Raw genomic sequence first — 25,289 nt, forward strand, 5'->3', positions numbered from 1 at the left:
CCTTGATACACCCGGGGTACGGCGGCCATCAACCCCCGTAGAAGACCCGTTCCACCACCTTGCGGGCGCGGCGGGTGACCCGGCGGTAGTCGTCGAGGAAGTCCTCCGAGCCGTCGGGCGGATAGCCGAGGGTCTGGGCGATGAGCCGGCGCTCGCCCGCGTCGCGCGGCACGCTGTCACCGGGCCGGCCCTTGACCAGCATGAGCGCGTCGCGTACGCGGGAGACGAAACGCCACGACTCGGCCAGCACGGCCTCGTCGGCGGGGGCCAGCAGCTCCTCGGCGACGGCGGCGCGCAGTGCGTCGAGCGTGCGGGTGGTGCGCAGCGACGGGAGCGTTCCCGCGTGCCGGAGCTGCAGGAGCTGGGCCACCCACTCCACGTCGGAGAGCCCGCCCGGCCCGAGCTTGGTGTGCAGGGCCGGGTCGGCGCCGCGCGGCAGCCGCTCGGCCTCCATGCGGGCCTTGAGCCGCCGGATCTCGCGTACGGCGTCGTCGGGCAGCCCGCCCTGCGGGTAGCGCAGCTCGTCCGCCATGGCGGTGAACGCCGCCCCCAGCTCCGCGTCGCCGGCCGAGAACCTGGCCCGCAGCAGCGCCTGCGACTCCCACGGCGACGACCAGCGACCGTAGTAGGCCCGGTAGGAGGCGAGCGTGCGCACCAGCGGCCCCTGGCGGCCCTCCGGACGCAGGTCGGGGTCGATGAGCAGGGGCGGGTCGGGCGCGGGCAGCGACAGCAGCCTGCGCAGCTCGTTGGCGACGGCGAAGGCGGCGTCGGTGGCCTCGCGCTCGTCCACCCCCGGACGCGGCCGGTGGACGAACATGACGTCGGCGTCGCTGGCGTAGGAGCACTCCAGGCCGCCGAGCCGGCCCATGGCGATGATCACGAACGACGTGACGTCGCCGGCCTTGCGGAGCGCGGCGTCGAGCGCGGCCTGGAGGGTGACGTCGTTGAGCGCCGACAGCGCGCAGCCCACGGCCTCGATGTCGATGAGGCCGGACAGGTCGGCCACGGCGGTGCGGAACAGCTCCCTGCGGCGCAGCGCCCGCACGGCCGCCACCGCGGTCTCCGGGTCGCCGTCGGCGACGTAGCGGGAGCTCGCCGCCGCGGCCTCGCCGGCCAGCGACTCAGGGGAGCGTACGGCGAGCTCCTCGTCCGAGCCGAGCAGGGCGACCGCCTCGGGGGCGTGCATGAGCAGGCCGGTGGCGTAGCGGCTGGTGCCGAGCACCTTGGCCATCCGCGCGGCCACGGCGGTCTCGTCGCGCAGCAGCCGGAGGTACCACGGGGTGGCGCCGAGCTTGTCGCTGACCTGGCGGAAGCCGAGCAGGGCCGCGTCGGGGTCAGGTGTGTCGGCGAACCAGCCGAGCATGACCGGCAGCAGCGTGCGCTGGATCGCGGCCCGGCGCGACACGCCCGAGGTGAGCGCGGCGATGTGGCGCAGCGCGCCGTTGGGGTCGAGGTAGCCGAGCGCCTCCAGCCGGTCGGCGGCGGCGGCCGTGGACAGCCGCGCCTCCGACTCCTGCAGCCGCGAGACGGCCTGCAGCAGCGGCCGGTAGAACAACTTCTCGTGCAGCCGCCGCGCCTCCCTGGCGTGCCGCCGCCACCGGGCGGTGAACTCCCCCACCGGGTCGGCGTGCATGCCGAGCGCGCGGCCGAGCCTGCGCAGGTCGGCCTCCGCGGTGGGCACGATGTGGGTGCGGCGCAGCCGGTGGAGCTGCAGCAGGTGCTCGACCCGGCGCAGGAACGCGTACGCCTCGGCCAGGCCGCGGGCGTCGTCGCGGCCGACGTAGCCGCTGCGGGCCAGGGCGGCCAGCGCGGGCAGCGTGGCCCGGCGGCGCAGCAGCGGGTCGAGCCGCCCGTGCACGAGCTGCAGGAGCTGCACCGCGAACTCGATGTCGCGCAGCCCGCCGGGGCCCAGCTTGAGCTGGCGCTCGCCCTCGGCGCGGACGTGCGCCTCGACCCGGCGGCGCATGGCCTGCACGTCCTCGACGAAGTGCTCGCGGGTGGCGGCTGCCCACACCAGGTCGTTGACGGCCTGGACGTAGGACTCCCCCAGCGTGAGGTCGCCCGCCACCGGACGGGCCTTGAGCAGCGCCTGGAACTCCCACGTCTTGGCCCACCGCTGGTAGTAGGCGAGGTGGCTGGCGAGCGTGCGCACCAGCGGCCCCGAGCGGCCCTCGGGGCGCAGGCCCGCGTCCACCTCCCACAGCGCGCCCTCGGGGGTGGTTGCGGTGCAGGCCCGCATCATGGCCTGGGCCAGGCGGGTGGCGGCGCGCAGGGCCTTGGTCTCGTCGGCGCCCTCGCGCGGCTCGGCGACGAAGATCACGTCCACGTCGCTGATGTAGTTGAGCTCGCGGGCGCCGCACTTGCCCATGCCGATGACCGCGAGGCTCACCCCCGAGGCGTCGACCTCGGTGCGGGCGACGGCGAGCGCGGCCTCCAGCGCGGCCCCGGCCAGGTCGGACAGCTCGGCCATGACCTCCTGCGGCGTGGCCTGCCCGGTGAGGTCGCGGGCGGCCAGGTGCATGAGCCGGCCCCGGTAGGCCACGCGGAGCGCCGTCAGGACGTCCTCGCCGGTCGCCGCCGGCTCGGGCGCGGCGGGGTCGGCTCCGACCGCGCGCAGCAGCTCGTCCCTGGGGTCGTCCTGGTCCGGCCGGGCCAGGCGGGCGATGTCGCCGGGGTGGCGTACGAGGTGCTCCCCCAGGGCGTCGCTGACGCCGAGCACGGCGAGCAGCCTGGTCCTGAGCCCGTCGTCGGCGCGGAGCGCGTCGAGGACGGCGGGGTCGCGTTCGGCGAGCCGGGTCAGGGAGCCGAGGGCGAGGTCGGGGTCGGCGACGTCGACCAGCGACTCCAGCAGGTCGTCGAGACGGGGGTCGGCCTGGCGGACGAGCTGGGCGGCCCGGGCGCCGTCGGCGAAACCGAGCTTGGCGAGTCGCGCGGCGGTGGATTCGATCCTGGGCACCTCTCCATTTTGCAGGAGTCGCGCTGATCGCCCTAGTATGACAACGCAACGTTGCGTTGTGTTCGAGAGGAGGCCGGTATGACGGAGGGCGACGCGAGCCCGGCGGTGACGGCGGGCGTGGCATGGGGGCTGCTGGCGGCGTGGGCCGTCCACGACGCCGAGGAGCTGGTCACGATGGCGGGCTGGCTGCGCGAGGCCCGGCCCTGGCTGGAGGAGCGGTTTCCCGACGTTCCGTGGGAGCGGCTGGAGATGTCGCAGGCGCACGTCAACGTGGCCATCGGCCTCATGGGCGGGATCGTGGCGGCTGCGGCGGCCCGCGGGGCGGCGACGGGCGGGCGCAGCCCGGCCTTCCAGACGGTGCTGGCCGGGTTCGGGGTGCACGGGGTGGTGCACCTGGCGCAGTCGGCGCTCGTCCGTGGCTACACGCCGGGGGTGGCGACCGCGCCCGTGGTGGTGATCCCGTACGCGTGGTGGGCGTGGCGGCGGCTCAGGGCCGCCGGGGTGCCCATGGACGCGGGCGGGCGGGCGGGCGTGGCGGGGCTCGCGGCGCTTCCCCTGGCGCTGGGGGCCGTGCACGGCCTGGCGCACCTGCTCACGCGCGCCCGCCGCCCGGAGGAGAGCGGGCCGCTCAGGCGCCGCCCGCTCCGGCGGCGCCTTCCCTGACGACGCCCTCTCTGACGGCGCCCTCTCTGACGGCGCCCTCTCTGACGGCGCCCTCTCTGACGGCGCCCTCTCTGACCACGGCCGCGAAGGCGTGCGCCACGGGCCGCCAGGCTGCGACGAGGTCCGGCTCCGCCGCCTTGACCTCACGGTTCAGGTCCTCGGCGGCGTCCAGGCCGGACTCGTACGTCCAGGAGGCGAAGATCTCCGGGGTGGCCTCGGGATGGAACTGCACCGCCCAGGCCGCCTCCCCCAGGCGGTAGCCCTGGTTCGGGTACTGCGAGCCGGTCATCAGCGGCACCGCGCCCTCGGGCAGCCGGGTCATCGCGTCCTGGTGGTACTGGACGGCGGGCACCGTGCCGACGCCGGCGAACAGCCGGTCCTCGCGCGCGGCGGGCAGGGCGGAGACCTCGCACAGCCCCACCTCCAGGCCGTTCCCGCCCCGCTCCACCGCGCCGCCGCAGGCCAGGGTGAGGAGCTGGGCGCCGAGGCAGACGCCGAGCGTGGGCGTGCCCTCGTCCACGGCGCGGCGCAGCAGGTCGCGGGTGGCGGGCAGCCAGGGGCTGCGCTCGTCCTCCCAGGCCGCCGCCGCGCCGCCGAGCACGACGAGCCCGTCCGCGGCCCGCGCCGGCACCTCGTCCCCCAGGTAGGGCCGGACGACGTCGCAGGCGATGCCGAGCCACCCGGCGAGATAGCCGAGCCCGGCTTCCCGCTCGTGCTCGATGACCGTGATTCGCATAACGGTAATTATGGGAGAAACTTCCCCATTGGCCAGCCTCAGCGGCGGTACCTAAGATCCGGGCATGACCTTCGCATTCGACGACGTGGACGGCCTGCGCATCGCCCGCGCCGGCTCCGGCCCCCGCCTGATCATCGCCGTCCACGGCATCACCGCCTCCCTCATGTCCTGGGGGGCGGTCGCCCGCCGCCTGCCGGACGACTGGACGCTCGTCGCCGTGGACCTGCGCGGCCGCGGCCACAGCGCGGGCCTGCCCGGCCCGTACGGGCTGCCCCGCCACGCCGAGGACGTCCTGCGCGTCGCCGAGCACGTGGGCGCGGACGGCGGCACGGTGCTGACCGGCCACTCCATGGGCGCGTACGTGGCCGTCCTCGCCGCCGCGCGGCGCGACTTCGCCCGCGTGGTGCTGGTGGACGGCGGCCTGCCGTTCCCGCCGCTGCCCGAGGGCGTGGACCCGGACGCGGCGCTGGCGGCGGCCCTGGGGCCCGCGCTCGACCGGCTGCGGCAGACGTACCCGTCGGCGGAGGCGTACGTCGAGTTCTTCAGGAACCATCCGGCCTTCGCCGGCCACTGGAGCGACGACGTCGAGGAGTACGTGCGCTACGACCTGACCGGCCCCGAGGGCGCGCTGCGCTCGCGCGCGGTGCCCGAGGCGGTGCGTGAGGACGGCCGCTGGCTGCACACCGAGCAGGCCGCGCTCTCGGCCGCGCTGGAGGCGGTCAAGGCGCCGATGACCCTGCTGCGGGCGCCGCGCGGACTGCTGAACCAGGACGTGCCGATGCTCCCCGACGACCTGGCCGCCCCCTGGACCGCCCGGCTGCCCGGACTGCGCGACGAGGTCGTCCCCGACTGCAACCACTACACGATCGTGTTCGACGACCGCTGCGTCGCGACCGTCGTGGACCGGCTCACGGCCCCGTGACCGACGGAGACGAAAGCGCCCACCCCGCGGGGAGCGGGGTGGGCGGGACGTTCTCGCGCAGGGGTCAGCGTGGAGCGATCCAGGTGGCCCGGCCGGCGGCCACCAGCGTGCCGTCCACTTCGTAGATGCCGCTCTCGCCGTACATCTTGCGGCCGTCGCGGCCGGTCGGGCGGGCGACCACGGAGTAGCGCCCGCCGGGGTGCACCTGGCCGTGGATCTGCACGGCGAGGCGGCCGAGCAGCGCGCTCTCGCCGGGGCCGAAGTGGGCCCAGCCGGTGATGCAGTCGAGCACCGCGCCGATGATCGAGGCCGGCACGCCGTCCTCGCCCGCGACCGTGAACGGCACCCGCCAGCCGGCCGCGACCAGGTCGGATCCGGGCACCGGGCCGGGGAAGATGCGCAGGCCGTCGCCCGGCTCACGCAGGCCGCAGGCGAAGCACTCGGCGAAGGGGTGCGCCTTGAGCCCGGCGAAGCCGGCCTCGGCGCGGGCGGCGTCGTTGAACGGCACGAAGCCCGGCCCCTTCAGGTCCTCGGCCACCGGGATGGCCTCGACGAGCAGGTCGTCGCCGCGGGAGAGGGAGACGCTGTTGGCGACGTGCTCCAGCCGCAGCTCGGTCTCCAGCGGGGTGGGGGCATGGAGCGTGACCTCGACGGCTGATCGGCCACCGTTGAGCGCCTCCGCCATCGTCCCCGCGATCCAGCCGCCGTTGGCGACTCCTTCCGGGCCGCGGAAGCGCTGCGGAACGGTCAACACGGTCTGCAGGGCAGCCGTCGTCATGCCACACCTCCTATGTCGCCACAAGGGCGCGAAGTCCTGAAATATCAAAAAGAACGGGCCGATTTTACTGGACTCCCGCTTTACCCGAGGGCAGGGGGGTCGTAACGTCCCGATCCATACACCGCGTAACGCCTCGAAGGGGTCCGATACTTCCCACCCTGGGTCGGACGCTAGGCACCGCACATGCCGCGGAGGTGACTCGGGGGTCAGAAGCAACGAAAATCGGCCTCACTCCGCGAGCTCTTCCGGAGTGAGACCGATCAAGGCGTTGGACAGCACTTTAGCTCGGGTTTCCGGCGTCCCGCACACCATTCGGCCGATACGAGCGGCCTTCGGGTTCCGTACGGATTCGCGCCGGGCCGCTTCCTCGGCCAGTCTGGGAGACACCCGCCCCCGCGAGGAGACACCGGGGGCGCACGGGGAGAAGGAGACGGTGGAGCGTGCTGGACGATCCGGCCTGCGCCGGCGCGGTGCGTTATCCGCCCGGCTCCCTGGTCATCCTGACCGGGCTGCCGGGTGCGGGCAAGACGACCCTGCTGCGCCGCCTGTACGGGCTGCACGGCGCGGAGAGCGCCCCCGTCGCCCGCGGAGCGGTCGTGGTGATCGACTCCTACCAGTCCAAGCAGCACTGGGCGGGCCGGCTCGGGTGGGCGCCGCAGCCGGTGCGCCGGGCCGTCGTCTTCGCCACGCACCTGGCCCGCATCAGCCGGGCCCTGTCCTCCGGGCGCGCGGTCGTGGCGCACAACCGGGGCTGCGCGCCGTCGGTGCTGCGGGGCTTCGACCGGCTGGCCAGGTGGCACGGGGCGCGGCTGCACCTGCTGCTGCTGGACACGCCGCCGGAGACGGCGCTGGCGGGCCAGCACGAGCGGGGCAGGGTGGTCGCCGCGCGTACGTTCGCCCGGCACCGGCGCAGGTGGGAGGGGCTGATGGCGCGCGTCAGGAGCGGCGACCCGGCGCCCGCGGCCGTCGCCCACGTCATCGACAGGGACGCGGCCGCCCTGCTGGAGGCCATCGTGTTCGGGCCCGACCATGATCCGGTAAGGGAAGGTTTCCCCATAACGGAATAACCTCATTCCCACCGATTCCTCCGGTAACTCCTTACGCTGGCCCCTCAACGTCAACGGGGAACGTTCCGACGTCGGCCACGGGGAGCCGCGGAGTCGCTGAGCGCTGCTCGCACTCCGCATGAGCGCCGGCGGATGGACCCCCTCAACCCCCCGGAGGTCCAGTGAGACTACGGTCTCTGCTGGCGGGCGCGTCCGTGCTCGCCTTCACCACCACGGGCGCGCTGATCGCCGCCCCCGCCCACGCCGCGGCGGGCGATCCCGAGGTCGCCAAGAACGTCACGGCCGAGGTGCGCGGCGGGCACAAGGTACGCGCCGTCATCGAGCTGAAGAAGGGCCAGAGCGTCGACGCGGTGGCCGCCGACACCGAGAAGGCGTCCAAGGGCACCCAGGTCGTCGACAAGAAGCTCTCCGACGACTTCCTGGTCGCCAACCTGGACAAGGCGACGCTGGAGGAGGTCAGGACCGACGACCGCGTCGCCGCCGTCTACGAGGACCGCCTGAGCGTCGCCACGCTCGACGTCAGCACCAAGCTCATCGGCGCCGACAAGGCCAACGCGGCCGGCTGGACCGGCAAGGGCTCGACCATCGCCGTCCTCGACACCGGCATCGACCGCGACCACCCGTTCTTCGCCGGCCGCATCGTCGGTGAGGCGTGCTTCTCCGCCACGTCCACGGACCCGTACTACGGGGCCAGGCCGCTTTGCCCCAACGGCCAGTCGGTGCAGACCGGCGCGGGCGCGGCGGACGCCGAGACCGCCGCGTGCGTCGTGAGCGGCGTCAACCAGTGCTACCACGGCACCCACGTGGCGGGCATCGCGGCCGGCAAGAAGGCGGCGGGCGCCCCGTCGAACGGCGTCGCCCCCGAGGCGGGTATCCTGCCGATCCAGGTCTTCACCCGGCTCGACGGCCCGGTCTGCCAGGAGCAGCTGGGCAGGGCCGCGCCGTGCTTCGCCACCTTCGTCTCCGCGCAGAAGGCCGCGCTCCAGTACGTCGACAGCGTGCACGCCGGCAAGAACGTCGTCGCGGTCAACATGAGCCTCGGCGGCGGCGCCAAGCAGACCCGGCACTGCGACACCGACCCGTCGGCCGGCGCGCTGAAGGACGAGATCGTCTGGCTCAAGCAGTTCGGCGTGAGCGTCGTGGTCGCCGCGGGCAACGAGGGCTTCACCGACGGCGTGTCCAGCCCGGCCTGCGTCTCGGCCGCGGTCGCCGTCGGCGCCACCGACGACAAGGACGCCGTGGCGGGCTTCAGCAACCGGGGCGCGCTGCTCGACCTGTTCGCGCCCGGCGTGCAGATCAACAGCGCCGCGCCGGGCGGCGGCTACCGGGTGCTCAGCGGCACCTCGATGGCCGCCCCGCACGTGGCCGGCGCGCTGGCGCTGGTGCGGCAGGCGTACCCGCAGCTGCCCGGCGAGGGCCGGATCGCCAAGCTGCAGGACACCGGCAAGGCCATCACGTACGGCGGCGTGACCACCAAGCGGATCGACCTGACCGCGGCCCTGCCGTCGAAGGCGTCCCCCTCCCCCACCCCGACGCCCACCGGCACCCCGACCCCGGGCCCGTCGGCGACGCCGACCAACACGCCGGCCCCCACGCCCACGACCTCGCCCGAGGACGGCCACAGCAACGTCGACCCCGGCATCTACGGCGACCCGCAGCCCGTGCCCGACACCTGCTCGCGCGGCAGGGGCGGCAAGCCGCTGAGCGCCAAGGCGTGGGCCGTGGAGATGCTGCGCGGCAAGGGCTCGCTGAGCGACGCCACGCTGCGCTGCTACCTCACGCTGGCCCAGAACGGCAGCAAGGTCTTCCCCGAGCTGACCGGCGCGGGCACGCTGGGCAAGGCGTACAAGGTGCTGAACACCAAGAGCAAGGCCGCCAAGGCGCTGCTCGACCGTGAGCTGCTGGCCGCCTGGCTCAACTACGCGCACGGCGTGTACGACTCCTCCGCCAAGGTGCACGGCAGGACGACGCTGAAGCAGGCCGTGGCCACCGCCGAGCGGCACCGCGCGGGCAAGAGCGCGGCCGCCATGAAGAAGGCGGCGCTCTACCTGAACCGCCACGTCAACAAGTAAGGCGCCCGTCCGGTCCCGTCCCCACGCGGCCGGGACCGGACGGCCCCGGCCGCGGGACCGGCGGGCTCAGAGGATCGGCAGGTAGCGGCCGAGCTCGAACTCGGTGACGTGGCGGCGGTATTCGCGCCACTCGGCCCGCTTGTTGCGCAGGAAGAAGTCGAAGACGTGCTCGCCGAGCGTCTCGGCCACCAGCTCGCTGCGCTCCATGACCTCGATCGCGTCGTTGAGCGAGCCCGGCAGCGGCTGGATGCCGAGGGCGCGCCGCTCGGCGCTGGTGAGGGTCCACACGTTGTCCTCGGCCGCGGCCGGCAGCTCGTAGCCCTCCTCGATGCCCTTGAGCCCGGCCGCCAGGATGAGCGCGAAGGCCAGGTAGGGGTTACAGGCGGAGTCGAGCGAGCGGAACTCGATGCGGGTGGAGCCACCCTTGTGCGGCTTGTACATCGGCACCCGGACCAGGGCCGAGCGGTTGTTGTGGCCCCAGCACACGTAGGAGGGGGCCTCGCCGCCCTGGCCCGCGATGGCCTCGGCGCCGCCCCACAGCCGCTTGTAGGAGTTGACCCATTGGTTGGTGATGGCGGTGATCTCGGCGGCGTGCCGCAGCAGGCCCGCGATGAACGACCGGCCGACCTTGGACAGGCGGTATTCGGAGCCGGCCTCGTAGAAGGCGTTGCGGTCGCCCTCGAACAGCGACATGTGGGTGTGCATGCCGGAGCCGGGGTGCTCGGTGAACGGCTTGGGCATGAACGAGGCCCAGATGCCCTGCTCCAGCGCGACCTCCTTCATGACCAGGCGGAAGGTCATGATGTTGTCGGCCGTGGTGAGCGCGTCGGCGTAGCGCAGGTCGATCTCCTGCTGGCCGGGCGCGCCCTCATGGTGGCTGAACTCCACCGAGATGCCCATCGACTCCAGCATCATGATCGCCTGGCGCCGGAAGTCGTGTCCTGAGCTGTGCGGCGTGTGGTCGAAGTAGCCGCCGGAGTCGATCGGCTCGGGCCGCGTGCCGGCCTCGGGACGGTTCTTCAGCAGGAAGAACTCGATCTCGGGGTGGGTGTAGAAGGTGAAGCCCATGTCGGCGCACTTGGCGAGGGTGCGCTTGAGCACCCAGCGCGGGTCGGCGTGCGAGGGCGAGCCGTCGGGCATCAGGATGTCGCAGAAGATGCGCGCGGCCCCCGGCGTCTCGCTGCGCCAGGGCAGGATCTGGAACGTCGACGGGTCGGGCTTGGCGAGCATGTCGGACTCGTAGACGCGGGCGAAGCCCTCGATGGCCGAGCCGTCGAAGCCCATGCCCTCCGTGAACGCGCCCTCCAGCTCGGCCGGGGCGATGGCGACGGACTTGAGGAAGCCGAGAACATCGGTGAACCAGAGCCGGATGAACCGGATGTCGCGTTCCTCGAGCGTGCGGAGCACGAACTCCTGCTGGCGGTCCAAGGCATCCCCTCATGCAGACAGTACAGGTCTCCTATCAGGATGCCGTGTCCGTGTTTCGCACAGGTTACGGGAGGTCGCGGTGAGGACGCCCCCGGACGGTCCCGCCGACGGGCCCGCCGACAGTCCCGCCGACAATGCCGGTGCGAGCCTCGCTGACAAAGCCCCCGCCCCGTCTTACTGTGATCAACGCAGTCAGTCTCGGGGGAGGCAAGGTGGCTATCGACCTGCTCAATCACAAGCTCGATCGGGCCTTCGACCACATCGACGCGAACCGTAACGGGGTCGTCGAGCGTGAGGACCTGCTGGGCCTGGGGGCGCGCATCCTGGTGGGCTTCGGGGAGTCCCCCACCTCGGTCACCGGGGCGAGCCTCGTCGGGAGCTTCGACGGCATCTGGGCCACGCTGGCCCGGACGCTGGAGCGCGACGGCGACTCGGGCATCGCCCGCCCGGACTTCCGCACGGCCATGACGGCCGCGTTCGTGACCGGCGACTCCTACGACGCGGTGTTCCGTCCGGCCACGCAAGCGGTGGCCGAGCTGTGCGACGGCGACCGGGACGGCGACGTCACGATCGGGGAGTTCCGTACGATGCTGAGCGCGTTCGGCGTCGCCTACGACGACGTGGACGCCGCCTTCGACCGGCTGGACCGGGAGGGCCGGGGCACGCTGACCGTGACCGGCCTGGTCGCGGCCGCCGCCGACTTCTACCGCAGCGCGGACCCGAACGCCGCGGGCAACTGGCTGTTCGGCCCGCTGTGAACAACACCGCGGACAACACCGTGAACAACACCGTGAACCAGGCGGAGAGCGCCACGGAGCAGACGGGCACCAACGTGTTCGCCACGGTGCGCACCGCGCTGCGCTCGGTCCTGACCTCGATGATGCCGCTGCCGCGCCGGGGCGGCTCGGCGGCGCTGGCGCTGCTGCCGCTGACCGAGCGGGTGCCCGCGATGGCCGAGCCGTGCCGGATGCACCCCTCCGTGTACGCGATCGAGGCCGCGGTCATCGACTGGGCGCGGCGCACGGGCCTGCGGGCCGATCCGGGCGTCGGCTTCCACCGGATGGCGGCGCGGGCGTTCGCCGAGTTCGACGCGGCCGCGGCGGCGCTGTTCGCGCAGTGGCTGACCTGGCTGTTCCATCTCGACGACGAGCTGGACGAGGGCGAGTGCCCGGTCGAGGTCTTCCAGGGGCTGCTCAGGGGCTCGGCGCGGCATCCGCTGGAGGCGGCCTTCGCCGACCTGTGGCGGGTGACCAGCGCGCGGATGAGCGACCGGTGGCGGGCCAGGTTCGCGGTGGGGCTGCAGCGTCAGCACGACGCCTGCCGCACCGAGGCCGACAACCGGGCGGCGCGCCGCATGCCGACCCTGGAGGAGTACCCGGCGCTGCGCAGGGGCACGGTCGGCCCCTACCTGTACGACCTGGTCGAGCCGTGCCTGCGGGTGGAGGTGCCGGACTGGCTGCACGACTCGGAGCCGTGGCGGCAGCTCGTGGACGCCTGCAGCGACGTCACCGCCTGGTGCAACGACGTCGCCTCGCGGCCGAAGGAGCGCGGCGACGTGCACAACTTCGTGGTGCTCGCGATGCGCCAGCTCGGGCTGGGCGAGCGGGAGGCGACCGCGTGGGTGCTCGACCGGATCGTACGGCGCTGCGAGGACATGCACACGGCCGCCAGGCGGCTGCCGCTGCAGGACCTCGCGCCGAAGGCGGCCAGGGACGTCAGCCTGGTGGCCTGCGCCTACCTGGCCGCGCCGCGCGCCCACCTGGACTGGCTGCTGGAGTCGGCCCGCTACGCCTGACCGGCCAGCATGTCGCCGGCGAGGGTGCGGCGGTAGACGACCTGTTTGCCGACCCGCATCCCGACGGCGAGCCCGCCGCCGCTGAGCACGCCGAGGTGCTGGCTGACCGCGCCAGGCGTGAGGGACATGCGGCCGGCCAGCGCCGAGGTGGTGGCGGGCTCGGCCAGCGCGAGCAGGATCCGCGCCCGGCTGCGCCCGATGAGCGCGGCCAGCGCGCCGGGCGCGGGCGGCGGCCCCTGCTCCCACAGGGTGCCCACGCCCAGCACGGGATAGACGAGCATCGACTGGTACGGGGCCGACATGACGGCCACCGACGGCCAGTGGAACGCGCTGGGCACGAGCACCAGCCCGTCGCCGTGCAGCCCGCCGGTGGCGCACCAGGGCCGGTCCACCAGCAGCCGCTCCCCGGTCCAGGTGACGGCCGGGTCGAGCCCGGCGAACAGCTCGCGCGCCCCGCCCTGGGCGAGCTGACGGGAGCGGCGCAGCACGTCGCGTTCGAGCAGGGCGTACACGCGGGGCCAGAACTCGGCGAAGCACGTCTCCCAGTACGCCTCCAGCGCGTCGGCCGCCCGCGTCACCGTGGCCTCCGGGTCGGCGGCGAGGCGGTCCAGCACGGCGGGGTCGGCCCGGCCGGCCTCGCGCAGGTGCGCCAGCTCGTCGAGGACCCGCTCGGGCGCGGTGCGCCTGACCCGCTCCAGCTCGGCGGCGAAGTCGGGCAGCGGCGTGTCGGGCGGCGGGGTGAGGAAGTCGGCCAGGTAGCCGGTCGGCGGCACGAGCGCCAGCAGCTCGGTGAGGTCCAGCCCGGCCAGCCGGGGGCGCACGGCCTTGATCCACGGCAGGTGCAGGGACTGGCGGGCCGGCCGCCGCAGGGTGCGCAGACTGGCGACGAGCTCCCACAGCGGGGAGAACGCGAACCGGATGCGGGCCACGTCCTCGGGCCGCATCACCCACGTGATGGACATCGTTTAAGTGTGGGCTAAATCGTTCGCCCCGGCCAACCCGGAGGTCGCAGTCTCTGGAGCATGTCGAGCACGTCCGTCGAGAAGCCCCCGTCGTTCCTGCGCGCCCAGGTGGGCGGGCTGCCCCGTCCGTTCTGGGCCCTGTGGGGCGGCACCCTGGTCAACCGCCTGGGCACCATGGTCATGCCCTTCACCGGCGTCTACCTCACCCAGGCCCGCGGTCTGTCGGTGACCGCGGCGGGGCTGGTGATGGGCGTCTTCGGGGTGGGCTCGCTGCTGTCGCAGCCGCTCGCGGGGATGCTGACGGACCGGATCGGGCGGCGGGCGACGCTGTCGGGCGGCATGCTGGCCAGCGGCGCCGCGATGCTCGCGCTGGGCTACAGCGTCTCGCTGCCGGCCGTGCTCGCCTCGATGCTGGTGCTCGGGGTGGTCATCGACCTCTACAGGCCGGCCTCGAACGCGCTGGTCGCCGACCTGGTGGGGCCGGCGGAGCGGCCGCGGGCGTACGGGCTGCTGTTCTGGGGGATCAACCTCGGCTACTCGGTCGGCATGACGGCGGGCGGCTGGCTCGCCGGGCTCGGGTTCCTCTGGCTGTTCTGGATCGACGCGGTCTCCTGCGTGGTCTTCGCGGTGCTGGTGTGGCGGGCCGTCCCGGAGACGCGGCCCGAGGGGGCGCGGCAGGCGACCGGCGGGTTCGGCGCGGTGCTGCGTGACCGGGTGATGGTCGCGTTCACGCTGGTCGTGCTGGGGAACGCGCTGGTGTACGCGCAGACGATGACGATGCTGCCGGTGGCCATGACGAAGGCGGCGGGGCTGTCCACGGCCCAGTACGGCACGGCCATGGCGCTCAACGGCGTGCTGATCGTGGTCGTGCAGCCGCTGGTGTCCGGCTGGCTCGGCCGCCGGGACCCGGCCCGTACGTTCGCCCTCGGCCTGGCCGTGATGGGGGCCGGGTTCGCGCTGACCGCGTTCGTCACGAGCACCCTGGGACTGACGGCGACCATCGCGGTGTGGACGGCCGGCGAGATCGTCACGGCGGGCATCGCGGGCACCATCGTGGCCGCGCTGGCGCCGGAGGAACTGCGCGGCCGGTACGCGGGGCTGTTCGGGCTCGCCTGGTCGGCGGCGGCGGTGCTGGCCCCGCTGCTCGGCGGGCCGCTGCTGGAGCTGGGGCCGCGGGCGCTGTGGTTCACGATCGGCGCGGTCGGCCTGGCCTCGGCCGCCGGAATGCTGGCCCTCGGCCCGGCCATCCGCCGCCGCGCTTGAGCCCCGCTCCGGGTTCTCGTTGAGAAAATTTTGATCTTTTGTTGGCAGTCCGCCGATAATTTTCACCACACGGAAAGGCATCCCCGTGACGACCACGACCAGAACTGTGACAATTCGCCATATGCCGGAACACGTTCTCCCTCTACAGTTACGCCTGACATGCTGACCTTCACCGCTCTCGGACCGTTCCAAGCCTGGACGGACGGTTCCCCTCTCGACCTCGGCGGCCAGAGACAGCGAGCGGTGCTCGCGCGCCTGCTCGTGGCCGGTGGCCGCGCCGTGCCCGTGAACACCCTCATCGACGAGCTCTGGCCGGGCAACCCGCCCGCGCAGGCCCTGTCCACGATCCAGGGCTACGTCTCCCGCCTGCGCCGCGCCCTGGAGCCCGGCCGCGCGCCGCGCGAGGAGGCGGAGGTGCTGGTCTCGGCCCCGCCCGGGTACGCCCTGCGGGCCGGCACCGGGCAGGTGGACGCCTGGCGCTTCGAGAGCCTGGTGAAGTCCGACGGCCCGCCCGCCCAGGTGTGGGCCGACATGGAGACCGCGCTCGGGCTGTGGCGGGGACCGGCGCTGGCCGAGTTCGCCGACCTGAGCTGGGCCGTGACCGAGGCGAGCCGGCTGGAGGAGCTGCGCCTCATCGCCGTGGAGCGGCGGGCCGACGCCGGCCTGGCGCTCGGCCGGGCCACGTCCCTGGTGGCCGACCTGGAGGCGCACGCGGCCGAGCACCCGCTGCGCGAGGAGGCCTGGCGGCTGCTGGCCGTGGCGCTCTACCGGATGGGCCGCCAGGGCGACGCGCTGGCCGCGCTGCGCCGGGCCCGCGCGGTGTGGCGCGACGAGCTGGGCCTGGACCTGACGGCCGGGCTCAAGCGGCTGGAGGCGGACATGCTGGCGCAGCGGCTGGAGGAGCCCTCTCCCGCCGCTCCGCCCGCCGAAGCTCCGGCCGACGCCCCCGCCGCCACGACCTCCGCCGCGTCCGGCGGTGTGCTGCGCGTGCTCGTCGCCGACGACCAGGCGCTGGTACGGGCCGGCGTGAAGGCCATGATCGCCAGCGATCCCGGCGTCCGCCTGGCCGGCGAGGCGGCCAACGGTGAGGAGGCCATCGCGGGCGTGCGCGCCACCCGGCCGGACGTCGTGCTGCTCGACATCCAGATGCCGCACCTGGACGGCCTGGCCGCCGCCCGCCGCATCCTGGCGGGGGAAGACCCGCCCAAGGTCGTCATGATGACCACGTTCGGCAGCGACGAGAACCTGTACGCGGCGCTGCGGGCGGGCGTGAGCGGCTTCCTGCTGAAGACGGCGCCCCCCGAGCAGTTCCTGGCGGCGATCAGGGCGGCGGCGGCCGGGGACGCGCTCATCGACCCGGCGATGACCACCCGGCTGATCTCGGCGTTCGCCGGGCGCACCGACCCGTCCTCTCCCCCGGCGCTGGCCGGCCTCTCCGACGCCCGGCTCGACGTGCTGAAACTCGTCGCGCGCGGGCTGACGAACCGGCAGATCGGGCAGACGCTGTCGCTGCCGGAGGAGGAGGTCGGGACGCTGGTCAAGTCGCTGCTCGAACACCTGGGGCTGTTCGACCGGGCGCAGCTCGTCATGACGGCGTACGAGTCGGGTTTGGTGACTCCTGGCGAAAAAGCGCACTTTTCGTCGCTTTGACGATAAAAATCGGGGGGTACTAGGCTGGGGCGCGTGGCACAACTGCGCATCGCCCTGGCACAGACGAACCCGACCGTAGGCGACCTGAGCGCCAACGCGGACCGGCTGGTCGAGCAGACCCGCGAGGCCGCCGAGCGCGGCGCTCACCTCGTCGTCTTCACCGAGATGTTCCTCACCGGCTATCCCGTCGAGGACCTGGTGCTGCGGACGTCCTTCGTGGACGCCAGCATCCGCACCCTGGAGCAGGTGGCGCGCAGGCTGCGGGAGGAGGGCCTCGGCGAGCTGCCCGTGGTGGCCGGCTACGTCGACCGCGCCGGCCTCGCCCCCCGCGTCGGCCAGCCGAAGGGCGCCCCGCTGGACGCCGCCGCGGTCCTCTTCCGTGGCGAGGTGGTCGCCCGGACCGCCAAGCACCACCTGCCGAACTACGGCGTGTTCGACGAATACCGCTACTTCGTGCGCGGCGACCGGCTGCCGATCTTCCGGCTGCACGGCGTGGACGTCGCCGTCGCCGTGTGCGAGGACCTCTGGCAGGACGGCGGCCCGGTGTCCGTCGTCGGGCAGGCGGGGGCGGGGCTGCTGGTGGCGCCGAACGCCTCGCCGTACGAGAAGGAGAAGGACGACGTCCGCCTGGAGCTGTGCGCGCGGCGGGCCCGCGAGGCCGGCTGCGCGCTGGCCTACGCCAACCAGGTCGGCGGGCAGGACGAGCTGGTCTTCGACGGCGACTCGCTGGTGGTGGACCGCTCGGGCGAGCTGGTCGCGCGGGCCGGGCAGTTCCGCGAGGAGCTGCTGGTGGTGGACCTCGACGACCTGCCGGTCTCGGACGCGGAGACGGGCTCGTTCCCGTACGACGCGGGCGACGGCACCACGATCACCGTCGACCGCCTGGTGCTGTCGGCCGAGCCCGTCCCGCCCCGCCCGGCCGAGCCCGCGCCCGTCGCCGACCGGCTGGACCCGCACGCCGAGGTCTACTCGGCGCTGGTGCTCGCGGTGCGCGACTACGTCGCCAAGAACGGCTTCCGCTCGGTCATCCTCGGCCTGTCCGGCGGCATCGACTCGGCGCTGACCGCCACGATCGCCGCCGACGCCATCGGCCCCGACCGGGTGCACGTGGTGCTTATGCCCTCGCGCTACTCCTCCGACCACTCCGTGGCGGACGCCGAGGAGCTGGTGCGGAGGCAGGGTCTCCATGCGCGGATCGCGCCGATCGCCGACATCGTGACCGCGTTCGAGAAGGAGATCGAGCTGTCGGGCCTGGCCGCCGAGAACCTCCAGGCCCGGGTGCGCGGCATGATCCTCATGGGGCTGTCCAACCAGAACGGCCACCTGGTGCTCACCACCGGCAACAAGAGCGAGCTCGCGACCGGCTACTCCACCCTCTACGGCGACTCGGCGGGCGGCTTCGCGCCGATCAAGGACGTGCCGAAGACGATGGTGTGGGAGCTGGCCCGCTGGCGCAACGCCCACACCCGCCCCGGCTTCCTGCTGGAGGCCGAGCGGCCGATCCCGGAGAACTCGATCGTCAAGGAGCCGAGCGCGGAGCTGCGGCCGGACCAGCGCGACACCGACTCGCTGCCGCCGTACGAGGTGCTGGACCGGCTGCTCGACGACTACGTCGAGAAGGACATGGGCTCGCAGGAGCTCATCGCCGCCGGGCACGACCCCGAGCTGGTGACGCGGGTGATCCGGCTGGTGGACCTCGCCGAGTACAAGCGCCGCCAGTACCCGCCGGGGCCGAAGATCACGCCGAAGAACTTCGGCAGGGACCGCCGCCTGCCGATCACCAACCGGTGGAGGGAGACCACCGCCTGAGTCTTGTTCAGCATGCTGAACGATTCGCATAATGTTCAGCATGCTGAAGGATTTGCGGGCCGGGCCCGTACTGGTCATCGGCGTGGCCGCCAGCGCCGCGCTCACCGGGCTGGTCTGGCTGCTCGGGCAGCGGCTCCAGGGCATCGCCCTGCTCCCCGACCAGGGCGCCTCCTGGTACTACTGGAAGCTGCCCGAGCCCACCGTCTGGACGCGCGCCTCGGCCTGGCTGTGCTACGCCGCGCACCAGGTCGCGTTCTGGTGGCTCATCCACCGCGCCCAGACCCGCGTCCGCAGCTACACCTCCGGCCTGCACCGGCTCAACGTCGTCGCGCTGGCCGTGAACACCGGCTTCGTCGTCCTCCACCTGCTCCAGACCCAGCTCTTCTACGACGGCCTGGCGCAGGACGTGTCGATCTTCAGCTCGCAGGGGTCGGTGATCCTGCTGCTCGTGGCGGTGCTGCTCATGGAGAACCGGCGGCGCGGCCTGTTCCTCGGCCGGCCGGCGCCCATCAGGCAGGAGATCGTCGCCTTCGCCCGCCGCTACCACGGCTACCTCTTCAGCTGGGCGGCGGTCTACACGTTCTGGTACCACCCGATGGAGAGCACCAGCGGCCACCTCATCGGGTTCATGTACATGTTCCTGCTGCTCCTGCAGGGCAGCCTCTTCCTCACCCGGGCGCACACCAACCGCTGGTGGACCCTCACCCTGGAGCTGGCGGTGGCGGCGCACGGCACGCTCGTGGCCGTCATGAACAGCGGCCCGGACGGGATGTGGCCGATGTTCCTGTTCGGCTTCCTCGGCGTGTTCGTCGTCACCCAGATGCACGGGCTCGGGCTCGGGCGGGGGCCGCGGTGGGCGCTCGGGATCGCGTACGCGGCCGGCGCCCTCGTCGTGTACGGCCTGCGCGGGGACCTCGCCGGGGTGTCGGCCGTGGTGCGCATCCCGGCGATCGAGTACCTGCTCGTGGGGGTGCTGGCGGTGCTGCTGTGGCTCGGCCTGCGAGCGGCCCGGCTGGGCCGGCCCCGGGAGGCGGCCCGTCTGGAAGAATGAACGGGTGGCGGAGGAACAGCTCACCCCTGGCGACCCGCGCATGGACACCGGCGGCGACGCGCGCGACCCGCTCGTGGACGCCCCCGGCGACATGCTCGCGGACGTCAGCTCCTGGCCCGTGGGCCGGCTGCTGTCGGTGGCGGCGCGCCTGGTCGAGCGGCGCTTCCACGACTTCCTCGCCGCCCACCAGCTCTCCCACGCCGGCCTGATCGCCCTGCACCACCTCACTCCCGGGCCGCGGACGCAGCGCGAGCTGGCGGCGGCCTGCCGCGTCACCGACCAGACCATGAGCCGCACCATCGAGCACCTGCGCCGCTCCGGCCACGTCGTCAAGCGCGCCGACCCCGGCGACCGCCGCCGCATGCTCGTGGAGCTCACCCCGGCCGGGGACGCGGTCCTCGCCATGGCCCGCGAGAAGGAACGCGACTCCGGCGACCTCCTCGGCGCCGTCGAGGACTACGACCGCTTCCGCGAGGAGCTCATCCGCCTCATCACCGTCACCTGACGGGTTTCTGTCGGTGGCGGCTGGCAGAGTCTCCCCGTGGCGCAACCTCTCAAGGACATGATCAACCTCCGGTCCGTCTCCACGCTGGCCGACGGGCTGGCCGCCGCCTGGCCGCCGTTCCCCCGCGACCGGTTCGTGGCGCGCGCCCTCGGCGGGCTCGCCGGGCTGGAGCTGAAGGACCGCGTCAGGCACGTGGCCGACGCCCTGCACGAGGCGCTGCCCCTGCCTTACCCGCAGGCGGCCGCCGTCGTGCGGGAGAGCGCCGCGCACGCGAGGCTCGACCTGTGGAGCGGCTGGCCCGCCACCGAGCACACGGCGGTCCACGGCCTCGACCACCTGCACCCGGCGATGGAGACGCTGGCCACGCTCACGCCCCACGCGACCGGCGAGTTCGCCGTCCGCCCCTACCTCGCACGCCATCGCGACGACGCACTCAAGATCATGCACACCTGGGCCGAGTCCCCCGACGAGCACCTGCGCCGGCTGGCGTCGGAGGGCACCCGGCCGCGCCTGCCCTGGGCCACCCGCGTGGGCTGGCTCATGACCCCCGGCCCCACGCTGCCCCTGCTCGACCGCCTGCGCGACGACCCCAGCGCATACGTCCGCCGCTCGGTCGCCAACCACGTCAACGACCTCGCCAAGGACCACCCGGAGGCGGCGCTGGCCCTGCTGGCCCGCTGGCGGTCCGGCGGCGGCTCCCACGTCGAGAAGGTGCTGCGGCACGCGGTGCGCGGCCTCCTGCGCTCCGGCCATCCCGAGGCGCTCGCCCTGGTGGGGGCCGTGCCCGGCAGCGGGGAGGTGGAGTCGCTGTCCCTGGAGGCCGACACGGTGGCCGTGGGCGGCAAGCTGGCCTTCACGGTCACGGTCACCTCGGGGGCGGCCGGGCCGCTGCTGCTCAAATACGCCGTCCGCCGTCCGGGCTCGCGGCGGGTGTTCCATTTGGGTCAGCGGGAGGCGGCCGCGCCGGGGGCCACGTTCGTGGTGCGCAAGTCCCATTCCTTCCGCCCGGTGACCACCCGCGACGAGCCGCCCGGTCCGCGAGAGCTCGACGTCATACTCAACGGCCGCACCGCCGCGACCACCACCTTCACCCTTACCCCCTGAGGCCCGGGCGCTGGGGGTCAGGCCGTGGACCGGCCCGCGTGGAGCACTTCGTGCTGCCACCGGCCGCGGGGCTGGGTGTGCAGGCGCCAGTAGTGCTCGGCGATGTCGTCCGGGTCGAACGGGGTGCCGGGGGCGACCGGGCCCGCCACGGTGACCGAGGCCACGTGCACGCCCGACGGGCCGTACTCCTGGTCCAGCAGCGCCACCAGCGTCCGCACGCCGCTCTTGCCGAGCGACAGGCTCACGTACTGCCGCTTGGGCTCCGGCATGCCGCCGGTGACGAGGAACGTCCCGCCGCCGCGCCCGGCCATCGCGGGCACCAGGTGCGCGGCGGCGACGAGAGCGCCGACCACGTTGACCGCCCAGGCGTCCAGGTGGGCGCGCATCGCGGCCTCACCCACCGTGTCCGGGCGGATGATCGCCGCGTTGTAGACCACGACGTCCGGAACGCCGAGCTCCGCGCGGGCCGCGTCCAGTGCGGCCCGCAACGCGCCCTCGTCCGCGCAGTCGGCGCGGTAGCCGCGCGCCCCGTCCACATCCAAGGTCCTTCCGGTACGCGAGACGAGCGCCACGGCCATCCCCTCGGCCGCGAACCGCCGCGCCACCGACCTCCCGATCCCCGGCCCCGCTCCGATGATCACCGCTCCAGGCATGATCCGCTCCTGTCCGTGCGTTACAACTGAACAGTCGGGACGCTAAGGCGTCACATCCATGTGAACGTCAAGGGAGATCATGAGGATCGGCGAGCTCGCCCGCGCGACCGGGGTGAGCAGACGGCTGCTCCGCTACTACGAGGAGCAGGGCCTGCTGCGGCCGGTGCGGCTGCCCAACGGCTACCGGGAGTACGACGAGGGGCACGTCGCCGCGGTCCGGCACATCCGGGCCCTGCTCGCCGCCGGACTGCCCACGGCGGTCATCGCCCGGCTGCTGAGCTGCGTACACGACGACGAGCGCGGCCGCATGGTGGCCGCGGCCTGCCCCGGCATGCTCGGCCACCTACGGCGGGAACGCCGGCGCATCGCCGACACCATCGAACGCCTGCAGACGTCCCAGCAAGCACTCGACACCCTCCTCACCACGACCCTCCAGCGCGTGGGCGGCGCGGTCTAGGAGGCGGTGCCGGCGCGGCGGCGGATGAGGGTTTCGACGCCGTCCAGCAGCAGGTTCAGCCCGAAGACGAAGTCGGCGTCGTCCACCCAGCCCTCGCCGCCGCTCATCGCGCCCGAACGCGCCGCGGCGGCCAGGGCCGGGTAGGCGTCCGGGTCGAGCACCTCGGCCAGCATCTCGCCGTAGTCGGCAGCGCCCGCGACTCCGGCCTCCTCAAGCTGCGGGTCTCCGCCGGCCATGCCGTGGACGAGCGCCGCCTCGGTGAGCGCGTACCCGGTGAGGGCGGTGGCCACGTTCACCTTCTCGCCGTCGTGGAGGCCGGTGCCGCCGAGCGCGGCCAGGGCGCGGTCCAGCCACAGCAGCCGGCGTGGGCCGAGCGGCGGGGCGAGGCGGGCCACCGACAGCAGCCACGGATGGTCGAGCAGGATGTCGCGCTGGGCCCGGGTCCACACCTCCAGGTACGCCCGCCAGTGCCGCCCCTCCGGCTCCGGCGGCAGCGGAGCGGCGGCGTCGGCCATGGCGGTGAGCAGCTCCTCCTTGCTGCCGACGTACCGATACAGCGCCGTCGCCGCCACGCCCACCCGCGAGGCGACGCTCGCCATCGACACCCCCGCGAGCCCTTCCGCGTCCGCGAGCTCGACGGCGGCGGCGGTGATCGTCGCCAGGTCCAGGCGGGGCCGCGGCCCGCGCCGGGTCACCGGCTCGCGCCCCCACATGCGCGCGACGACCGGCGGCAACCGCCGCTCCTCCCCCATGTTCACCCCTCCTTGACCCGCTCCTAGGATTCTGCATTATCGTGAAACTATGAACGCCATACACAGTAGGCCATTAACAGAAGCAATTCACGCCCGTGGGCTGACGAAGTCGTTCGGGGAGACCCGGGTGCTCAACGGGATCGACCTGACCGTGCCTGCGGGCACGCTGCTGGCCCTGCTCGGCCCCAACGGCTCGGGCAAGACGACCACCGTCCGCATCCTGACCACGCTGCTCGCCCCCGACGGCGGCACCGCGACCGTCGGCGGCCACGACGTCATGCGCGAGGGCCGGGCCGTGCGTCGGGTGATCGGCCTGACGGCTCAGCAGGCCACGGTGGACGACCTGCTGACCGGCCGGGAGAACCTGGAGCTGTTCGCCGGGCTGCACCACCTGGGACGCCGTACGGCGCGGCGGCGGGCCGGTGAACTGCTGGAGCGCTTCGACCTGACCGGGGCCGCGGACCGGCGGGTGGAGACGTACTCGGGCGGCATGCGACGGCGGCTCGACCTCGCGGCCGGGATGGTGGCCGAGCCGCGGATCCTGTTCCTCGACGAGCCCACGACCGGGCTCGACCCGCGCAGCCGCGCCGAGCTGTGGGCGGTGATCCGCGAGTTGCTCGCCTCGGGGACGACGATCCTGCTGACCACGCAGTACCTGGAGGAGGCCGACCAGCTCGCCGACCGGGTCGCGGTGATCCACGGCGGGCGGCTGGTGGCCGACGGCCCCCCCGCCGAGCTGAAGCGCCAGGTGGGGACCGAGCGGCTGGTGCTGAGCCTGGCCGGCGGCCCGGAGGACGTACCACGGGCCCGCGCGGCCCTCGCCGCCCTCACCCCCGCCGCCCGACCGGCAGCAGCGCAGCAGACGACCGCGCCCCAGGATGGCCGGCAGGCCGCGCAGGGGCACGAGCAGCAGGACCGCCGGCAGGACGGCCAGCGAGCCGGGCAGCAGGACGATCAGCGGGCCGGGCAGCAAGCCGGGCGGTCGGAGATCACGCTGGCCGTGCACGGTCCCGGCGACCTGCGGCGCGCGCTGGACGCCCTCCACCGCGCCGCCGTCGAGGTCGAACGGGTGGAGCTGCGCAGCCCCACCCTCGACGACGTCTTCTTCGAGCTGACGGAGGCCGCGGCATGAGCGCCGTCCCGCCCAGGGCGGCCGCGGCGGGCGACCTCTACCGCCTGGTCGTCCGCGACCTGCGCCGCGAGCTTCGCGTCCTCGACGGCCTGATCGTCAACATCGCACTGCCCGTGATCATCATGGTGGTCTTCGTGTACGTCTTCGGCGGCGCGATCAGCACCGGCTCCAGCGGCCTGGCGTACATCGACTTCGTGGTCCCCGCGGTGCTGCTCATGTCCGGCGGGTACGGCGCCGCCACGACCGCCATCACCATCGCCGAGGACATGACCGAAGGCATGATGGACCGCTTCCGCACGCTGCCGATCGGCGGCTGGCTGGTGCCCGCGGGGCATGTGCTCGCCTCGGTGCTCCGCAACGTGGTGGCCTGCGGCCTGGCCCTGGCGGCGGCGGTGCTCCTCGGGTTCCGGCCGCACGCCACGCTCACGGAGTGGCTGCTGGTGGCGGCCCTGCTGGCAGGGTACGTGCTGGCGATGTCGTCGCTGGCGGCCGTCTGGGGCCTGCTGGTGCGCTCGACTCAGGCGGCGGGGGCGTTCAGCTTCGTGGTGCTGTTCCTGCCGTACGTGTCGGACGGGGTCGTCCCCGCGGAGACCATGCCGGGCGTGCTGCGCGACTTCGCCGCCAACCAGCCGCTGACGCCGGCCGTCGCGACCCTGCGCTCGCTGCTCCTTGACGGGGTGCCGATGGGGTCGTCGGGGGTGGCGGCGGCGGCCTGGCTGGCGGGCCTGGTGGCACTCAGCCTGCCCGCCGCAGCCCTGCTCTTCCGCCGCCGCACCTCATCGTGACCCACCCGCCCCTCCGGGACACTCTGGCCCGGTGAGGCGGGATCGCCGCGACGCTCGTACGCGACGGGCACGGCCGGCCAGAGCCCCGGGACGCCGCCGTCACACCGCGCGGGCACAGTCAAGCCGGGGCGCTCTCACGCGGCCGGTGGGGCCATGCCCGCGAGGACCATGTCGACGACCCGCTCGGCGAGGTCCTCCGGCAGGTCGCCGGGGCCCCACTTCGACTGCCACATCATGGTGCCGGACAGGATGGCCATGGCCAGGGTGACGTCGAGGTCAGGCCGCAGCTCGCCCGTGGCGACGCCGCGTTCGAGCACCTCCCGGAGGGCGCGGCGCCGCGGCTCGACGGCGCGCTCGACGAAGCGCTCCGTCAGCCGCGGGTGCCGGTCGGCCTCGCTCATCGCGATGTTCATCACGCACCGGCCGCGCCGGTTGCCGGAGTCGGCGCGCATGGCGTCGAGCAGGGTGATGAGGTCCTCGTGCACGGAGACGCCGGCGAGCGGCGGCAGCGGCGCCTTGAGGGTGGCCAGGGCGTCGACGACCAGGTCCTCCTTGTTGGACCAGCGCCGGTAGATCGTGGTCTTGCCGACGCCCGCCCTCGACGCGATCGCTTCGATGGACAGCTCGGAGACGCCCATGCCCTCGGCGATCAGGTCGAGGGTCGCCTCGATGATCGCTTTTTCGGCCTTCTCGCTGCGCGGGCGCCCGGCCGGACGGGCGGTCCCTGTTCCCTGGATGGTCATCGCGGC

23 protein-coding genes are annotated in these 25,289 nt (G+C 73.6%); 15 read left to right on the forward strand and 8 right to left on the reverse strand.

What is annotated here, in order from left to right; all coding sequences use genetic code 11:
* Window positions 1-28: 28 nt before the first annotated feature.
* Window positions 29-2,956, reverse strand: a complete 2,928-nt coding sequence (locus tag ACBR40_RS25365; RefSeq protein WP_371250348.1) for a bifunctional [glutamine synthetase] adenylyltransferase/[glutamine synthetase]-adenylyl-L-tyrosine phosphorylase — start codon at window positions 2,954-2,956, stop codon at window positions 29-31.
* Window positions 2,957-3,034: 78 nt separating this feature from the next.
* Between ACBR40_RS25365 and ACBR40_RS25370 the strand changes: the two genes are divergently transcribed.
* Window positions 3,035-3,619, forward strand: coding sequence for an HXXEE domain-containing protein (locus ACBR40_RS25370; RefSeq protein ID WP_371250349.1), 585 nt, complete (start codon window positions 3,035-3,037; stop codon window positions 3,617-3,619).
* On the opposite strand, the gene ACBR40_RS25375 is transcribed toward ACBR40_RS25370, so the two are convergent.
* Window positions 3,585-4,355 (reverse strand): type 1 glutamine amidotransferase, encoded by a 771-nt coding sequence (locus tag ACBR40_RS25375; RefSeq protein WP_371250350.1) that lies wholly within the window; start codon window positions 4,353-4,355, stop codon window positions 3,585-3,587. The genes ACBR40_RS25370 and ACBR40_RS25375 overlap by 35 nt on opposite strands.
* A 64-nt stretch (window positions 4,356-4,419) precedes the next feature.
* Here ACBR40_RS25375 and ACBR40_RS25380 point away from each other — a divergent pair, with 64 nt between their 5' ends.
* A complete protein-coding gene (locus ACBR40_RS25380) occupies window positions 4,420-5,277 on the forward strand; it encodes an alpha/beta hydrolase (protein ID WP_344214514.1) in 858 nt (285 codons plus the stop codon).
* 64 nt (window positions 5,278-5,341) lie between these two features.
* Here the strand turns inward: ACBR40_RS25380 and ACBR40_RS25385 are convergent, their stop codons facing one another.
* The gene (locus ACBR40_RS25385; RefSeq protein WP_344214512.1) at window positions 5,342-6,055 is read right to left on the reverse strand and encodes a hotdog fold domain-containing protein; all 714 of its coding nucleotides are present in this window, start codon (window positions 6,053-6,055) and stop codon (window positions 5,342-5,344) included.
* 440 nt (window positions 6,056-6,495) lie between these two features.
* Here ACBR40_RS25385 and ACBR40_RS25390 point away from each other — a divergent pair, with 440 nt between their 5' ends.
* The gene (locus ACBR40_RS25390; RefSeq protein WP_344214510.1) at window positions 6,496-7,122 is read left to right on the forward strand and encodes an AAA family ATPase; all 627 of its coding nucleotides are present in this window, start codon (window positions 6,496-6,498) and stop codon (window positions 7,120-7,122) included.
* Window positions 7,123-7,283: 161 nt separating this feature from the next.
* Window positions 7,284-9,194, forward strand: a complete 1,911-nt coding sequence (locus ACBR40_RS25395) for a S8 family serine peptidase (RefSeq protein WP_371250351.1) — start codon at window positions 7,284-7,286, stop codon at window positions 9,192-9,194.
* Window positions 9,195-9,260: 66 nt separating this feature from the next.
* Here the strand turns inward: ACBR40_RS25395 and glnA are convergent, their stop codons facing one another.
* Entirely contained in the window at window positions 9,261-10,622 is a 1,362-nt protein-coding gene (gene glnA / locus ACBR40_RS25400) for a type I glutamate--ammonia ligase (RefSeq protein ID WP_364445794.1), read from the reverse strand.
* A gap of 212 nt (window positions 10,623-10,834) precedes the next feature.
* Between glnA and ACBR40_RS25405 the strand changes: the two genes are divergently transcribed.
* Both ACBR40_RS25405 and ACBR40_RS25410 read left to right on the forward strand, forming a co-directional pair.
* Entirely contained in the window at window positions 10,835-11,380 is a 546-nt protein-coding gene (locus ACBR40_RS25405) for a hypothetical protein (RefSeq protein ID WP_344214504.1), read from the forward strand.
* Window positions 11,381-11,400: 20 nt separating this feature from the next.
* On the forward strand, window positions 11,401-12,417 hold the full coding sequence (locus ACBR40_RS25410) for a terpene synthase family protein (RefSeq protein ID WP_371250352.1): 1,017 nt from the start codon (window positions 11,401-11,403) through the stop codon (window positions 12,415-12,417).
* On the opposite strand, the gene ACBR40_RS25415 is transcribed toward ACBR40_RS25410, so the two are convergent.
* Entirely contained in the window at window positions 12,408-13,379 is a 972-nt protein-coding gene (locus ACBR40_RS25415; protein ID WP_344214500.1) for a DUF5937 family protein, read from the reverse strand. The two genes, ACBR40_RS25410 and ACBR40_RS25415, sit on opposite strands and share 10 nt — an antisense overlap.
* Before the next feature lie 60 nt (window positions 13,380-13,439).
* Here ACBR40_RS25415 and ACBR40_RS25420 point away from each other — a divergent pair, with 60 nt between their 5' ends.
* The 6 genes from ACBR40_RS25420 (at window position 13,440) to ACBR40_RS25445 (ending at window position 20,761) form a co-directional block, all read left to right on the forward strand.
* A complete protein-coding gene (locus tag ACBR40_RS25420) occupies window positions 13,440-14,642 on the forward strand; it encodes an MFS transporter (RefSeq protein WP_344214498.1) in 1,203 nt (400 codons plus the stop codon).
* A gap of 159 nt (window positions 14,643-14,801) precedes the next feature.
* Window positions 14,802-16,292, forward strand: coding sequence for a BTAD domain-containing putative transcriptional regulator (locus tag ACBR40_RS25425; RefSeq protein ID WP_371250353.1), 1,491 nt, complete (start codon window positions 14,802-14,804; stop codon window positions 16,290-16,292).
* Window positions 16,293-16,325: 33 nt separating this feature from the next.
* Window positions 16,326-18,101, forward strand: coding sequence for an NAD+ synthase (locus ACBR40_RS25430; protein WP_371250354.1), 1,776 nt, complete (start codon window positions 16,326-16,328; stop codon window positions 18,099-18,101).
* A gap of 40 nt (window positions 18,102-18,141) precedes the next feature.
* The gene (locus ACBR40_RS25435) at window positions 18,142-19,152 is read left to right on the forward strand and encodes a hypothetical protein (RefSeq protein WP_371250355.1); all 1,011 of its coding nucleotides are present in this window, start codon (window positions 18,142-18,144) and stop codon (window positions 19,150-19,152) included.
* 4 nt (window positions 19,153-19,156) lie between these two features.
* Window positions 19,157-19,657 carry a MarR family winged helix-turn-helix transcriptional regulator gene (locus ACBR40_RS25440; protein WP_344214490.1) on the forward strand — a complete coding sequence of 167 codons (501 nt, stop codon included), beginning with the start codon at window positions 19,157-19,159 and terminating at the stop codon, window positions 19,655-19,657.
* A 36-nt stretch (window positions 19,658-19,693) separates the two neighbouring features.
* Window positions 19,694-20,761, forward strand: coding sequence for a DNA alkylation repair protein (locus ACBR40_RS25445; RefSeq protein ID WP_371250356.1), 1,068 nt, complete (start codon window positions 19,694-19,696; stop codon window positions 20,759-20,761).
* A gap of 17 nt (window positions 20,762-20,778) precedes the next feature.
* Here ACBR40_RS25445 and ACBR40_RS25450 read toward each other — a convergent pair whose 3' ends face one another.
* Window positions 20,779-21,414 carry an SDR family NAD(P)-dependent oxidoreductase gene (locus ACBR40_RS25450; protein WP_371250357.1) on the reverse strand — a complete coding sequence of 212 codons (636 nt, stop codon included), beginning with the start codon at window positions 21,412-21,414 and terminating at the stop codon, window positions 20,779-20,781.
* A 79-nt stretch (window positions 21,415-21,493) separates the two neighbouring features.
* On the opposite strand from ACBR40_RS25450, the gene ACBR40_RS25455 reads away from it, so the two are divergent.
* Window positions 21,494-21,871: a MerR family transcriptional regulator gene (locus ACBR40_RS25455; RefSeq protein WP_344214484.1), complete on the forward strand. Its 378-nt coding sequence runs from the start codon at window positions 21,494-21,496 to the stop codon at window positions 21,869-21,871.
* On the opposite strand, the gene ACBR40_RS25460 is transcribed toward ACBR40_RS25455, so the two are convergent.
* On the reverse strand, window positions 21,868-22,623 hold the full coding sequence (locus ACBR40_RS25460) for a TetR/AcrR family transcriptional regulator (RefSeq protein ID WP_371250358.1): 756 nt from the start codon (window positions 22,621-22,623) through the stop codon (window positions 21,868-21,870). The two genes, ACBR40_RS25455 and ACBR40_RS25460, sit on opposite strands and share 4 nt — an antisense overlap.
* A gap of 49 nt (window positions 22,624-22,672) precedes the next feature.
* On the opposite strand from ACBR40_RS25460, the gene ACBR40_RS25465 reads away from it, so the two are divergent.
* Together ACBR40_RS25465 and ACBR40_RS25470 are read left to right on the forward strand one after the other, a co-directional pair.
* Window positions 22,673-23,755, forward strand: coding sequence for an ABC transporter ATP-binding protein (locus ACBR40_RS25465; protein WP_371250359.1), 1,083 nt, complete (start codon window positions 22,673-22,675; stop codon window positions 23,753-23,755).
* A complete protein-coding gene (locus tag ACBR40_RS25470; protein ID WP_344214478.1) occupies window positions 23,752-24,540 on the forward strand; it encodes an ABC transporter permease in 789 nt (262 codons plus the stop codon). The genes ACBR40_RS25465 and ACBR40_RS25470 overlap by 4 nt, the downstream gene beginning before the upstream one ends.
* Before the next feature lie 134 nt (window positions 24,541-24,674).
* Here ACBR40_RS25470 and ACBR40_RS25475 read toward each other — a convergent pair whose 3' ends face one another.
* A complete protein-coding gene (locus tag ACBR40_RS25475) occupies window positions 24,675-25,283 on the reverse strand; it encodes a TetR/AcrR family transcriptional regulator (protein WP_344214476.1) in 609 nt (202 codons plus the stop codon).
* Window positions 25,284-25,289 lie beyond the last annotated feature (6 nt).

Origin of the sequence: Nonomuraea sp. AD125B (assembly GCF_041402765.1) — a bacterium.
GTDB lineage: Bacteria > Actinomycetota > Actinomycetes > Streptosporangiales > Streptosporangiaceae > Nonomuraea > Nonomuraea bangladeshensis.